The 14,502-nt window shown below is 40.5% G+C and carries 15 protein-coding genes; 3 read left to right on the top strand and 12 right to left on the bottom strand.

Annotated elements, in window-relative coordinates:
- The first annotated feature begins 102 nt into the window (after positions 1–102).
- The 3 genes from NE257_RS01900 to NE257_RS01890 all read left to right on the top strand — a co-directional run bounded on the left by NE257_RS01900 (position 103) and on the right by NE257_RS01890 (position 2,291).
- Positions 103–606, top strand: coding sequence for a rolling circle replication-associated protein (locus tag NE257_RS01900; protein WP_251885682.1), 504 nt, complete (start codon positions 103–105; stop codon positions 604–606).
- Positions 607–697: 91 nt separating this feature from the next.
- Entirely contained in the window at positions 698–973 is a 276-nt protein-coding gene (locus NE257_RS01895) for a DNA-binding protein (protein ID WP_251885681.1), read from the top strand.
- A 94-nt stretch (positions 974–1,067) separates the two neighbouring features.
- A complete protein-coding gene (locus NE257_RS01890) occupies positions 1,068–2,291 on the top strand; it encodes a tyrosine-type recombinase/integrase (RefSeq protein WP_251885680.1) in 1,224 nt (407 codons plus the stop codon).
- A 31-nt stretch (positions 2,292–2,322) separates the two neighbouring features.
- Here NE257_RS01890 and NE257_RS01885 read toward each other — a convergent pair whose 3' ends face one another.
- The 12 genes from NE257_RS01885 to miaA all read right to left on the bottom strand — a co-directional run bounded on the left by NE257_RS01885 (position 2,323) and on the right by miaA (position 14,430).
- Entirely contained in the window at positions 2,323–2,586 is a 264-nt protein-coding gene (locus tag NE257_RS01885; RefSeq protein WP_251885679.1) for a type B 50S ribosomal protein L31, read from the bottom strand.
- Between the two features lie 98 nt (positions 2,587–2,684).
- A complete protein-coding gene (gene rho / locus NE257_RS01880) occupies positions 2,685–3,977 on the bottom strand; it encodes a transcription termination factor Rho (protein ID WP_251885678.1) in 1,293 nt (430 codons plus the stop codon).
- Positions 3,978–3,979: 2 nt separating this feature from the next.
- The gene (locus NE257_RS01875; RefSeq protein WP_251885677.1) at positions 3,980–5,239 is read right to left on the bottom strand and encodes a UDP-N-acetylglucosamine 1-carboxyvinyltransferase; all 1,260 of its coding nucleotides are present in this window, start codon (positions 5,237–5,239) and stop codon (positions 3,980–3,982) included.
- Between the two features lie 124 nt (positions 5,240–5,363).
- Positions 5,364–6,236, bottom strand: coding sequence for a class II fructose-bisphosphate aldolase (locus NE257_RS01870; RefSeq protein WP_251869941.1), 873 nt, complete (start codon positions 6,234–6,236; stop codon positions 5,364–5,366).
- A 140-nt stretch (positions 6,237–6,376) separates the two neighbouring features.
- On the bottom strand, positions 6,377–7,990 hold the full coding sequence (locus NE257_RS01865; RefSeq protein WP_007208813.1) for a CTP synthase: 1,614 nt from the start codon (positions 7,988–7,990) through the stop codon (positions 6,377–6,379).
- 183 nt (positions 7,991–8,173) lie between these two features.
- Complete coding sequence (locus tag NE257_RS01860) at positions 8,174–8,722, bottom strand: TIGR01440 family protein (protein ID WP_251885676.1); 549 nt, start codon at positions 8,720–8,722, stop codon at positions 8,174–8,176.
- A 22-nt stretch (positions 8,723–8,744) separates the two neighbouring features.
- A complete protein-coding gene (locus tag NE257_RS01855) occupies positions 8,745–9,236 on the bottom strand; it encodes an ECF transporter S component (RefSeq protein WP_251851247.1) in 492 nt (163 codons plus the stop codon).
- A gap of 15 nt (positions 9,237–9,251) precedes the next feature.
- On the bottom strand, positions 9,252–10,061 hold the full coding sequence (locus tag NE257_RS01850) for a hydroxymethylpyrimidine/phosphomethylpyrimidine kinase (RefSeq protein WP_251885675.1): 810 nt from the start codon (positions 10,059–10,061) through the stop codon (positions 9,252–9,254).
- Between the two features lie 224 nt (positions 10,062–10,285).
- The gene (gene glnA / locus NE257_RS01845) at positions 10,286–11,626 is read right to left on the bottom strand and encodes a type I glutamate--ammonia ligase (RefSeq protein WP_007208818.1); all 1,341 of its coding nucleotides are present in this window, start codon (positions 11,624–11,626) and stop codon (positions 10,286–10,288) included.
- Between the two features lie 31 nt (positions 11,627–11,657).
- A complete protein-coding gene (locus NE257_RS01840; RefSeq protein WP_007208819.1) occupies positions 11,658–12,041 on the bottom strand; it encodes a MerR family transcriptional regulator in 384 nt (127 codons plus the stop codon).
- A 221-nt stretch (positions 12,042–12,262) separates the two neighbouring features.
- On the bottom strand, positions 12,263–13,486 hold the full coding sequence (gene hflX / locus NE257_RS01835) for a GTPase HflX (RefSeq protein ID WP_251885674.1): 1,224 nt from the start codon (positions 13,484–13,486) through the stop codon (positions 12,263–12,265).
- Positions 13,483–14,430, bottom strand: coding sequence for a tRNA (adenosine(37)-N6)-dimethylallyltransferase MiaA (gene miaA / locus NE257_RS01830; RefSeq protein ID WP_251885673.1), 948 nt, complete (start codon positions 14,428–14,430; stop codon positions 13,483–13,485). Before miaA ends, hflX begins: the two co-directional genes overlap by 4 nt.
- Between the last annotated feature and the right edge of the window lie 72 nt (positions 14,431–14,502).

Below are 14,502 nucleotides of genomic sequence, written 5' to 3'. Positions count from 1 at the left end.
TGTTTTTATAAGTTTGAAAATATACACCATCACATATAGAATCTGATAACAGAAATAAAAGTGATCTCTAGTATTCACATTTAGCTACTATCTGAAGTAGATATGAACTTTGACAATCAGACAAAATTTTTAACCCTCACTTTCAAAGAAAACATTCAAGATATTGCCTATGCGAATAATGAATTTAAAAAATTTATCAAACGACTAAACTACGAACTCTATCACACAAAAAAAGCAAACCTAAAATACCTTGCCACGTGGGAAAAACAAGAACGAGGTGCAATCCATTATCACATTATCCTGTTTGACTTTCCTTTTGTCTCCGTCAATCGCCTTACAACCATCTGGGGACATGGATTTATCAAAATAAACAAGATTGATGTAGATAGTATCGAAAATCGTGGACGCTATATCAGTAAATATTTCAATAAAGACTTGGATTTGAAGGAACACAAGAAAAAGGCGTTCTTCAAATCGCGTAACCTCAAAGTGCCCAGCGTAACAAAACAACTCGTGGATCAACCCTTTGATACCACAAATCAAGGCGTCCTTTATACCAATGAGTATCTCGTAAGACGTCCAATATTTTGCAGTACGATAAAATGAAGGTGGAACTCCTGAACAAGTGATGGATTTTCAGGAAAGCATTGTTCGCTATACAAAAATAAAAAAATGAATATTGAAAGTAGGTAAAAATATGACTGTTACAGTACCGATTGAATTCAATCAAGAAATAATTGAAGAGCTTGTTCAATTAACAAAGCAAAAAATTGAGGAAGAACAAACGCAACAACCAAACTTAAACGAGTTGCCTCCCTATCCAACACGAAAACAGTTAAAGCAACAACTAAAGATTGGCGATACTCGCCTCAATAATTGGATTGATCATGGGTTAAAAGTCATTCCTTTTGGTAAAGAAACTCGATTTGACCGTGAAGATGTAAAACTTTATTTAGACAGTCTAAAAATCTAACCTTGACTTACTTGTTTTCGCTGACTATGATACCGATAAGAAAGGAGCATATCTTCTCTTTGATATACTGGCGAATGAATCAAGGGAGAAATTTATGATAAAGAAATATAAAAAGAAAAATGGCACAATCGCCTATATGTTTAAAGCATATCTCGGCATTGATCCGGTTACAGGAAAAAAGAAATACACCACCAAACGTGGTTTTAAATCACCACAAGAAGCCAAGAAAGCTTATAATCGCTTGATGGTACAAGTAGAAGAAAATGATGTGGTGACAAATTCACAACGTCTTTTTTCAGAATTGGCAGATGAATGGTTTGAGCAATATAAAAACACGGTTCGTGAAAGTACCTATGTCGCCCAAAAATTGGCTTATAAAAAGCACATCTTTCCTCTTTTTGGAAATTTGAAAATCTCGAGAATTTCAATTCCTTATTGTCAAAAACAAGTAAATCACTGGTATAGCTATTACAAAAAATATTCCAACTTAATTGGTTTGACTTCATCTGTTTTCAAGTATGCTTTGAGTTTACGGCTCATCCGAAGTAATCCCATGGATGCTGTGATTCGTCCTAAACGTAAGAAACGGATTGACGAAGAGCGCTATTCTGCACCCTACTATGAAAAGGAAGAACTATTGGAATTCCTTGAAATTGCCAAAAACTATCCTGATCCAATTTATCCGATTTTTCGAATCTTAGCTTTTACCGGGTTACGGAAAGGTGAATTATTAGCTTTACGTTGGAAAGACATTGATTTTGAGAAAAGAACACTCTCTGTTAAACAAACGCTGGCCACATGTGATAAATGGGAAATCAAATTTCAAGTTCCCAAAACAGAAAAGAGCCTTCGAACAATCTCGATAGACTCTGAAACCTTACAAGTAATAAAACGATGGCAATTAAGGCAAAAAGAATATTTTCTAAAAATAGGAATTAAACCGGCAAAGAATGGTGAACAACTCCTATTTGTATCAGAAGAAAACAAGCCACTTTATTTAGACTATGTAAATCACAACTTGAAAATCATCATAAATGAAAATAACTTAAAACGTATCACACCTCATGGTTTTCGTCATACCCATTGTAGTCTGCTATTTGAATCCGGAGCTTCTCTTAAAGAAGTTCAAGTTCGGTTAGGACATACAGATATTAAAACGACTATGGATATCTACACCCATGTCACGAAAAGACAGACAGGAGAAACGGCAAATCGTTTTGCGCATTTCATGAGTTCCACAGAGGAAAAACAAGGAAGTTTGCAGAAGGTCAAAAGTATGGTCAAAAGCGAAAAAAAGCAGACTATCCCTATCAGATAGTCTGCTAAATGTTGATATATCAGCGTTTTTCTTATTGTGCAGCGTTTGCGTCTTTGAGACCGTATTTTTTGTTGAAACGATCCACACGTCCGTCTGCTTGAGTGAACTTTTGACGTCCAGTATAGAATGGATGTGAGTCAGAAGTTACTTCGACACGGATTACTGGGTAAGTATTCCCGTCTTCCCATTCAATTGTTTCACTTGAGTGTTTTGTTGATCCTGATAAGAATTTGAATCCTGTTGTAGAGTCTAAAAAGACTACTGGATGGTATTCTGGATGGATATCTTTTTTCATGTGTTTTTCTCTCCTTTGCCCTGAGTCATTTGCTGAAACAGAGTTATTTGTCTATAATGCAACAAGAGTATAGTATCATCTTTCAGTCTTCTTGGCAATTATCTTTTGCGATTTTTTGCATTTTTTTCATTAAAGGTAACGTCTTGAAACGCTTTTAAAAAGGCCACATTGTTCTCCGTCTTTTTCATAAAGCGAATCAGTTGCTCGGTATAGTCTAAGGAGTCCCCCTGCATTTGATTTCTTAAACGCCAGGTTTCTTCTAATTGGTCGCTGTTCATCAAGAGTTCTTCTTTTCGAGTACTTGATTTTTTCAAATCGATTGCTGGGAAAATGCGTCGCTCTGCTAATTGACGAGATAATTGTAGCTCCATATTCCCCGTCCCTTTAAATTCCTCATAGATGACATCATCCATGCGGCTGCCAGTATCTACTAGCGCAGTCGCGATAATGGTCAAGCTACCGCCTTCTTCAATATTCCGTGCGGCTCCGAAAAATTTCTTTGGTTTGTATAGCGCAGCTGGGTCAATCCCACCGCTCAACGTCCGTCCGCTTGGTGGCGAAACGAGATTGTATGCTCTGGCCAATCGCGTGATACTATCCATTAAAATCACGACATCGCGTTTGTCCTCTACTAGACGCATCGCACGTTCCAACACCAATTCAGAGACTCGTGTATGATTGCTCGGTTGCAAGTCAAAGGTCGAAGATACGACATCGCCTTTGACACTGCGTTCCAGATCGGTCACTTCTTCTGGACGTTCATCAATTAATAGCACAATCAACTCTACCTCAGGATGATTAGTAGTAATGCCGTTAGCGATTTCTTTTAAGATACTCGTTTTCCCCGCTTTCGGTGGCGCTACAACTAAACCACGTTGGCCGAAGCCTATCGGTGCAAATAAGTCGATCATTCGTGAAGACAGGCGTCCTTTAGTTGTCTCTAATTTTAGCTGTCTATCGGGATAGAGCGGTGTCAACGCTGGAAAATGCGGGCGTTGCTTAGCTTCTTCTGGATTTTTGCCATTGACGCGATCGACGTGCATCAGACCGTAATAACGCTCTGATTCTTTCGGTGGACGAGCTTTACCTGCTACTTTGTCCCCATTTCGTAAACCAAAACGGTAAATCTGGCTTGAAGAGATATAGATGTCCTCAGCACTTGGGCCGTAGTTAATTGGTCTTAAAAAGCCGTAGCCGTCTTGGCCAATAATATCCAATACGCCTTCAACCAAAAAGAATCCTTGCTTCTCAGCTTGTGCGCGAATAATCGCCAAGGCTAATTCCTTTTTATTCATTTGGCTATAATAAGGGATTTTAAATTGCTTAGCAAAGGTATAGATTTCTTTTAACGTTTTGTTTTCTAATTCAGAGATTGTTAAATAATCTGCCATTTTTATTCCTCAACCATTTCGATGTCTGCACCTAGCGCTGTCAATTTTTCTACAATGTGATCATAGCCTCGCAGAATGTACTCTACCTTGCTGACTGTCGTTTCACCTTCTGCCATTAGACCGGCGATTACTAGACAAGCTCCAGCGCGTAAATCAGAGGCAGCTACCTCTGCACCTTGCAGTGTTGCTGGACCATTTAAAAGCATCATATTGCCTTCAATACTAGCTTTAGCGCCCATGCGCGCTAGCTCGGGAATATGGTTTACTCGTTTTTCGTAGATGGTATCGATGACTTCTGAATGACCGCCTGCTTTTAAAAGTAGTGGTGTGATTGGTTGTTGCAAATCCGTCGCAAATCCAGGATATGGATAGGTTTTTACATTGACTGGTCTTAAGTCTTTGGCTTCATGGACAAAGATGCTGTCTTCGCCAATATCCATGTTTACACCCATCTCAGTCAGCTTGGCTAAGAAGCTTTCTAAGTGTTCATGCAAGACATTTTTGACAGCGATTCCTTTTCCGACAGCTGCCGCCATCGCAATGTATGTACCTGCTTCGATTCGGTCTGGGATGATTGAATGCGTCGTACCGTGTAGTTTTTCTACTCCATTGATGCGGATGACATCGGTCCCGGCACCTTTGATGTCTGCACCCATTTTGTTTAATAAATTGGCAACATCGATAATTTCTGGTTCCCGTGCCGCATTCTCAATAGTTGTTTTCCCTTTGGCTTTCACGGCTGCTAACATAATATTAACCGTCGCGCCTATCGAGACCATATCTAAAAAGATATTTGTTCCTTGTATTCCTTCGTTAGCAGAGCGAAGATACATCGCACCATGTTCATTGCTCACTTCTGCTCCTAGTGCTTCAAATCCTTTTACATGCAAGTTAATCGGACGTGGACCTAAATAGCATCCTCCAGGTAATCCGACGACCGCTTCACCAAATTTACCTAAGAGTGCCCCCATAAAATAATAAGAGGCGCGCAAGCTATTAATTTTTCCAGTAGGCATTGGGATTGAGATAATTTCGGTAGGATCGATTGTTAGTTGATGGTTTGTAAATGAGGTTTTTACCCCCATGATTTCGAGAATTTCGATTAAGGAATGAACATCTTGAATATCTGGAACGCCTTCTAAAATAACTGGCGAGTCAGCTAATATAGCTGCAGGAATCAAGGCAACGGCACTGTTTTTTGCACCACTAATAGTAATTTCACCGGCTAGTGGACGATTGCCACGTATTTTAATTTTTTTCATTTTTTTCACCTATACTCTTCATTTATCCGTGCCTTTTATAAGGACACATCCTGCTTATTTTATCATAAAAAGAGTAGAAAAAAAAGGCAATGAGTCGCAACTCATCGCCTTTTCATAGATATCATTATTTAGCTTTGTTAGTTGAACCAAACCAGTCAATGTGTTCTTCACAATCTTTAATGATTGCAGCTTTACCTGGTGCTAATAATTTACGAGGGTCAAATCCTTTTCCTTCTAAATCTTTGCCAGCTTCGATGTATTCACGAATTGCTTTAGCAAATGATAATTGGAATTCAGTATTTACGTTTACTTTAGAAATACCCATTGAGATAGCTTTTTCGATTTGATCTTGAGGAATGCCAGATCCACCGTGTAATACTAAAGGTACATCAGAACCTACAGCATCAGCAATAGCTTGTAAGTGATCAAATGCTAAACCTTTCCAGTTTTCAGGATATTTACCGTGGATGTTACCAATACCACATGCTAAGAAGTCGATTCCAGTGTTAACCATTTGTACACATTCGTCAACGTCTGCTAATTCACCAGCACCGATGATGCCGTCTTCTTCTCCACCAATTGAACCAACTTCACACTCAACAGAAACACCTTTAGCATGAGCTTTAGCAACAACTTCTTTTGCTAATTTTAAGTTTTCTTCAAATGGTAAATGAGAACCATCAAACATAACTGAAGTATAACCTACTTCGATACATTCTAATGCATCTTCATAATGACCATGGTCTAAGTGTAAAACAACTGGTACAGTGATGTTTAATGATTCGATTAAATCTGTAACCATGTCTTTAACTAATTTGTAGCCGCCCATGTATTTTGCAGCACCCATTGAAGTTTGAATTAATACAGGTGTTTGCTTTGCTTCAGCAGCTTCTAGAATTGCTTGTGTCCATTCTAGGTTATTTGTGTTGAATGCACCTACTGCATATCCACCTTTACGTGCTGCCTTGAAGATTTCAGTTCCTGATACTAATGGCATAATAAATTCCTCCTATGTTTTAAAAGCCCTTTTTCGTTAAGTTGACCTTAACTTACATACACAGTTTAGCAAATTTTCTTTTCATTTCCAAGTAAAACTATCAAAATCTGTGCATTTTTTCGCAAATGATTTTTGTTTGTTTATTTGGAAGCGTCTGCTTCTTCGATTGACGCACCAACGAAGGCTTTGATTAAGCTTTGTGGACGATTTGGTCGTGAAATCAACTCTGGATGGAATTGGCAACCAACGAAGAATTTATTTTCTGGTAATTCAACAATTTCTACTAAACGGTTATCTGGAGATACCCCTGAGAATACTAAGCCGTTTTGTTCGAAGACTTCGCGGTAGCTATTGTTGAATTCATAACGGTGACGATGACGCTCTTGTACGACTTCTTGATTTTGGTAAGCAGTTGCTGTCTTCGTACCTTTTTTCAACTTACATGGGTACAGTCCTAAGCGTAGTGTACCGCCCATGTTTTCAACATTTTCTTGATCTGCCATCAAGTCAATGATATTGTTTTTCGTTTCAGGAACTGTTTCTGCTGAATGCGCATCAGCTAAACCGACTACATTGCGAGCAAATTCAACACAGGCCATTTGCATCCCTAGACAAATACCTAAGAATGGCACGTCGTTTTCACGAGCATAGCGTATAGCTTCGATTTTCCCTTCGATTCCTCGATCACCAAAGCCACCTGGTACCAAAATACCATCTGCATCACCAAGGACATCCGCTGCATTCTCGCTTGTCACTTCTTGAGAGTTCACCCACTTGATATCAATGTCTGAATCATACGCAAAACCAGCATGTTTTAATGACTCAACGACGGAGATATAGGCATCTGGTAACTCAACATATTTTCCGACTAAGGCGATTTTGACCGTTTTCTTCAAGTTCAGTACTTTTTCTTCTAATTCTTTCCATTCCGTCATGTCCGCTTGCGGTGCGTCAAGTTTTAAATGATCGCAGACGATTTGATCCATTTTTTGTGCTTGTAGGTTCAATGGAATAGAATACAAGGTTTCCACGTCACGTGATTCAATAACTGCTTCTGGCGCCACGTCACAAAATTGTGCCAATTTATTTTTGGTTCCTTGAGAGACAGGTTGTTCTGAACGAACGACTAAAATATTTGGTTGAATACCTAGTCCTCTAAGTTCTTTCACACTGTGTTGTGTCGGTTTAGTTTTCATTTCGCCAGCTGCTTTTAAGTAAGGTAGCAGTGTCGTATGGATATACATCACATTGTCTGAGCCTACATCAGCTTTCATTTGGCGCAATGCTTCTAAAAATGGCAATGATTCAATATCACCAACCGTACCACCAACCTCAGTAATGATCACATCAGAGTCTGTCATGCTTGCTGCACGCATGATTTTTTCTTTGATTTCATTGGTGATATGCGGAATAACTTGGACAGTCGCTCCTAAATATTCCCCTTTACGTTCTTTGCGGATGACTTCAGAGTATATTTTCCCAGTTGTAACGTTAGAATACTTATTTAGATTGATGTCAATGAAACGCTCATAATGACCAAGGTCTAAATCGGTTTCTGCGCCATCATCTGTCACAAATACTTCCCCATGTTGATACGGGCTCATCGTACCTGGATCCACATTGATATATGGATCAAATTTTTGAATCGTTACCTTTAAGCCACGATTCTTCAACAATCTTCCTAATGAAGCTGCTACGATTCCCTTTCCGATTGACGAAACAACACCGCCAGTTACAAAAATGTACTTTGTCATAAATTGAAAAACTCCTTTGTCTAGATTCGCAGGTGAAAGTAAATAAATAAAAAGTCGCTCCCTATTCCACCTGAAATAGGGAGCGATGTATTATCGAACTTTCTGACTCTTTCTAAGAGTGCCCAAACAGAATACTACCTTCTCTGCTTGTAAATGTCAATTAAGAAAACCCACATTTTTATTTTATTCGTATTTTGCTCTTGGACCGCCAATATATTTTGGACGACTGGTCAACGCAGTCACATGCGCGTCGCCGACTTCTTTGATACTAGGTCGAAACGGTACTTGAACATGCTTGACGTGCATTCCAATCGCTGTATCACCAATATCAAGCCCCGCTTTGGCGACAATATGTTCGACTTCAATCGGATGCTTAAATTGCTTAAAGGCAGCAACCGAACACGCACCACCTGCATGTAGTTGCGGAACTACTGCCGCCTCTTCCAAATGATACGTCTTAGCAACGTCCCGTTCAACAACCAAGGCACGATTCAAATGTTCACATCCTTGGACAGCTAAGTAAATCCCCTTTGGCTCAAGAACTGAACGAACCGCTGCGATGATCCACTCACCCACCTCTTCGCTAGAATCCTTGCCGATATGTCCGCCCATTACTTCACTGGTTGAACAGCCTAGCACAAACAGCTCACCACTTGTTAGATTACCTGCAGTGATCACTTCATCGACTAGTTGGCTGACAGTTTTCTTGATAGCGTCTTCTGTTACATTCATCTTGATTACTCCTTTTAGTTGTTTAATTTTGTTGCAAATGACTGGAAAGCAAAGCCCGCTTTAAGATACGACTAATCGGCAAACCAACCAAGACACCGAAGCCACTTTGAATCAAATTGCCAATCAGTGAAGCCCAGCCGGCTGCTTGTCCATACAAGAAACTTGTCGCACCAAAATACCCAGCAACCATAAGAACAGATCCTAGCGCTAATGCAAACCATTGTTTATTCGTAGGTTTTTCTTTATAGTATCCAACTACCCAACCTTGTAACCCGTGGATTAGTAAGGAAAAAATCATCCATTGTGGATAACCTGAAAACAAATCAATCAAGCCTCCACTTAAGCCCCCGACAATCGCTCCGCCGAATGGACCAAAGACAAGCGCCACCGCATAGATGCCACCATCACACAGCGTAACAAAGCCATTTGTCGCTGGTACAGGTATCAAAATCATCAATGACAAGGCCACAATTGCCGCAATCAATAACCCATATACACTTATTTTTCTCGCCATAATCTGTTCCTCCTTTTAGATACTACTCCTATGCCAAAAGCTGCCAAAATTTGGTGCAACTTCGATACCTGTCTGAAGCCCTTGGTAAACATACTCTTTTGCCTGTCGCACCGCTTGCTCGAGTGGCACCTCGTCGGCTAACTGAGCAGCTAGACTCGCTGAAAATGCACAGCCTGCACCATTTTCAAATTGATTGGTTTGTTTTGCTCGTTGAAAATAGGTGACTTTTTCACCAATAGCTAAGCAATCTATCGCATCAGGGCCAGCTAACCGACTGCCCCCTTTAATCACGACTGCTCCGCCTGACAATTGAGAGATTTTTTTTGCAGCTTTGGTTAAGGTTTCTTTGTTGGTAATGCTTTGCTTAGCAAGCTGGTCTGCCTCATCTAAGTTAGGAGTCATGACTGTCGCCAATGGAGCTAAATCTGTCATAAATGCCTCGATTAAAGCATGATTACGCAGCGTATTGCTTTCTTTCATGACCAACACAGGATCAAAAATTACCGGAATCGTAGGATGAGCTTCCAAAAATCCCTTCACTTGCTTAATATGATCTAGCTCAGTCAGTAAGCCTATTTTTATTGCCGCAAGTATCACTTCATCTAATGACAAAAGTTGCTGATCGAGTAATTCATGCGTGAGCGAATGAATCTCAAACTGACCTTCATTACTTGTTACGATTGATGTCAAGATACTCAAACCAAATTGTTGATGGTTTTCAAATGTTTTTAAGTCTGTTTGAATTCCTCCACCAGCAAAAGGATCTGAGCCGCCAATCGTTAACACTTTTTTCTTCATCCGTCCACCTTCTTTTTTTCTTTCCATCTTAGCTCTCTTTTACCGAAAAGAAAACAACCAATTGGACTTAACGAAAACCATCCAATTTTTGATATAAAAAGGAGTACGGCAAACGTCGCACTCCTTTTTGTCTGCGGTGTTCAAAAAGCAGCTCTTTCGGCATTAGCTCAAAAATTTCAAAAAATTTGAACGGTAATTTTTGCAATTTCTGACGCTACTGCTCAGAGCTGAACGCTTTTTTACAACCTCTTTTAATATAATTCTAAATATTGTTCTCTTTCCCAAGCGGAGACTGTTTGACGGAATGCAGCCCATTCCATTCGTTTTGCTTCTTGGAAGTTATTAAAGATATGCTCTCCCAATGCGTCTACCATTACTGCATCTGCACGCAATTCTTTTAATGCATTGTGCAAGGTAGATGGTAAGTCATAAATTTTGGCGGCTTTACGCTCTTCTTCATTCATAATATAAATATTACGATCGACACCTTTTGGCGGTTGAATTTCATTTTTGATGCCATCCAAGCCAGCTTGCAATAGGACCGCTAGTGCTAAATACGGATTGGCAGAAGGATCGACTGAGCGTAGTTCCAAACGCGTAGAGAGTCCACGAGATTCCGGTACGCGAATCAATGGTGAACGATTGCGTCCAGACCATGCCACGTAGACAGGTGCTTCAAATCCAGGCACCAAGCGTTTATATGAATTGACGGTTGGGTTGCAGATTGCTGTGTAGGCACGTGCATGCTCCATTAAGCCACCTAAGAAATAATAAGCTGTTTGACTTAACTGTAACTCTCCCTCTGGATCAAAGAATGCATTTTTCTCACCTTGAAACAATGACATATTGCAATGCATACCAGAGCCATTAATTCCAAACAATGGCTTAGGCATAAAGGTCGCATGTAAGCCATGCTTGCGTGCGATGGTCTTTACTACTAATTTGAATGTTTGGATGTTGTCACATGCTTCAATGGCATTTGCATACTTGAAATCAATCTCATGTTGCCCAGGGGCAACTTCATGATGCGATGCCTCTACTTCGAAGCCTAATTTTTCTAGTTCAAGAACAATGTCTCGGCGGCAATTTTCACCCAAATCAGTCGGTGCAAAGTCAAAATAGCCACCATTATCATTCAGCTCGGTCGTAATCTTGCCATCTTCTGTCAGTTGGAATAAGAAGAATTCTGGCTCTGGGCCTAAGTTAAAGGAAGTGAAGCCCATCTCTTCCATATCTGCTAATGCTCGTCGCAAGTTCCCGCGTGGATCACCGGCAAATGGGGTGTCATCTGGATTATAAATATCACAGATCAAGCGAGCGACTTTGCCATGCTCGCTCTCCCATGGGAAAATCATCCATGTGCTTAAATCGGGGTACAGGTACATGTCACTTTCTTCAATGCGAACAAATCCTTCAATAGAAGAACCGTCAAACATCATTTTATTGTCCAATACTTTCTCCACTTGTGATACTGGTACTTCTACATTTTTAATTGTTCCCATAATATCGGTGAACATTAAACGTAAGAATCGTACATTTTCTTCTTTGATAATTGCCTTGATATCTTCTACCGCATACGTTGTCTTTGCCATGATTCATCTTCCTTTTTTTAAATTCCAATGCTTAATTCAGTTTTGGCCCTCTTTGATGATAAGGATTGGCTTGGTTCAGCCCACCTTGAAGCAAAATTTCGTCATAAAAAATACGTCTTACATCATTATCGGTCAGTGTCTGTTTATGTTTGACAGCCTCTTCTTCTTCTTTTTTCATCTCATAGACACGTTTGATGCCAGCCATATTTAATCCATCAGCGAGATAGTCTTTGATTTCTAAGAGCGTATCAATGTCATTGAGCGAATACATGCGTCGATTTCCTTCGCTTCGTTCTGGATGAATCAAATTTTGTTCTTCATAATAACGAATTTGACGAGCAGTCAAATCTGTTAGTTTCATAACTGTCCCGATTGGAAAAACTGACATAGAGCGCCGCAATTCTTTTTCGCGCATAAATCCTCTCCTCCTTTTCAGCAACCCTTCTCAATACACTCAAACTATAACAAGCATTGGAATGAGTGTCAAGGTTACATGTCAGATAATATCACATTATTTTCGTACAAAATTTCCGTAAAAAAGCACAAAAAAATAAGTGTTTGTGCCAATTTCCCTACCAATGCATGAGCACGCACACATTGATAAATAGACACTTTACACTTATTTGTTTGCTTGTCTTACTCTTTATCACTTGGTTTTTCCTGGAAGCCGCGTAGATGGTAGCTATTACGTTTTTCATCAAAGTCTTTGGCGATAACTAGTGTTTGCCGCTCCAAATCAGAAAGTTGGCCGGCTTGCTCAGCAGGTAACCAACATTCATACGGTTCCCATATCGTCATTAAGAAACGTTTAACAGCTTGAGACAATACTTCTTTGCCTTGAAAATTTTTCGCAGAGACGACGACATTAGGAAATAGTGTAGGTACAAATTGATCGTCTTCTAATTTATCTGCTTTGTTGTATATGGTTAGCGTCGGAATGTTTTCTAATTCGAGTTCTTTCATTAACTGTAAGACAGTCGCTTCATGTTGCGTGCGATCTGGTGAACTCGCATCTACCACGTGAAGTAAGATATCCATATTTTTACTTTCCTCTAAGGTCGAATGGAACGCATCGACTAATTGCGTAGGGAGTTCTTGAATGAAGCCTACAGTATCCGTCAAGGTCACTGTCAAGCCTTCCGGTAAGCGCCATTTTTTCGTTAACGGATCAAGTGTGGCAAATAATTGATCTTGTTCATACGTATCTGCTGCCGTGAGCCGATTCAAGACGGTCGATTTACCGGCATTGGTATAGCCAATCAGTCCGATTTGTACTGTCGCTTGCTGTTTTCGGCGGGAGCGTGTACGCTCTCGATGGGCTGCTACTTGCTTTAATTCCCGCTTGATTTTGGCGATTCGATCTCGAATATGACGACGATCTGTTTCTAATTTTGTCTCCCCTGGCCCTCTTGTACCAATCCCAGCACCTAGTCGAGACATCGATGTACCTTGACCTACTAAGCGAGGCAACAAATAATTTAATTGTGCTAGTTCGACTTGTAGTTTCCCTTCTTTTGATCGGGCACGGAGCGCAAAAATATCTAAAATCAACTGTACGCGATCAAGGACCAATACACCAAGCTCTTGGCTAATAATTTGTTGTTGCCGAGGTGACAATTCTTGGTTGAAAATGACCACGTCAATTTCTTCTGCATCCACCCATTGATGCAACTCTTGAAGCTTTCCCTTACCAATCAAGGATTGGCGGTCGACAGTCGCTCGTTTTTGGGTAATCGTACCAATGATTTCCCCATTTGCTGTCTTCGCGAGCTGAACCAGCTCTTGCATCGATGAATCAAATTGACGGTAGTTTTCTTCGGTTTCCACACCAACTAACATGACTTTTTCTCTACTAATCATTCGGCATTGTTCCTCCAATCTTCTAGTTTTTTCAATAAGGTTATTTTTTCTTCAGGGTGGGTCAATAAGTCAAGCCAATAAGGCGCCATACGATTACGAAACCAAGTGAGCTGACGCTTAGCGTAACGACGTGAATGCAGCTGAATGAGTGCCACAGTCTCATCAAGAGTCGCCTCCTCATGAAAATAAGGCAACCATTCTTTGTAGCCAATTCCTTGAATTGCCTGCACATTAGGAGCAGTCAAGAACCTTTTTGCCTCTTCGATTAAGCCTTGTTGGACCATCATCACCACGCGCTGGTTGATACGCTCATATAACACAGCGCGCTCTGTCGTCAAACCAATTAAAAAATAATCATACAACGCAACCGGTATTTCTTTTGGTGTGGTGATGCTATGGCCCGTCGTCAGCATCACTTCTAGTGCTCGGAGTACTTTGCGACGATTATTAAAATGAATCTGCTCGGCAGCGAGTGGGTCTCGCTCGGATAATTGTTCCCATAACTCCTGATTTGACCATTGAGCACTGCTTGCTTCTAGCTGGCGGACTTTTGCTTGTTGCTCTTGCGACAGTTCCCCTTCATTGCCTAGTTTAAAATCATATAACAACGCTTGAATATAAAGACCCGTACCGCCTACGATGATCGGTATCTTGCCTTGCTTGGTAATCGCAGCGATTGCCGCACGTCCTTCTTGTTGAAAATCTGCTACTGAATAAGACTCTTGCCACTCTCTAATGTCAATCAAATGGTGTCTAGCCTTAGCTTGCTCATCATCAGTGGCCTTTGCCGTACCAATGTCTAACCCACGATAGACCTGCAGCGAGTCGCCACTGATAATTTCTCCTTGCAATACTTGAGCTAACTCAATACTTAGGGCTGTCTTACCGACTGCTGTCGGCCCAACGATGACGATTACTTTTTGTTTTTTTTCTGGTGTTTCCATATTTGTCCTCTCAAAACATTTTTTCTAGTAGAAAAACGAAGTCGCAACATCTGACTAAAACGTCTGAGGCGA

Source organism: Enterococcus italicus (assembly GCF_023743875.1).
Taxonomy (GTDB): Bacteria; Bacillota; Bacilli; order Lactobacillales; family Enterococcaceae; genus Enterococcus_G; species Enterococcus_G italicus.
The sequence above is the reverse complement of the archived record's forward strand: the minus strand, read 5'-3'. Positions and strand labels throughout refer to the sequence as shown.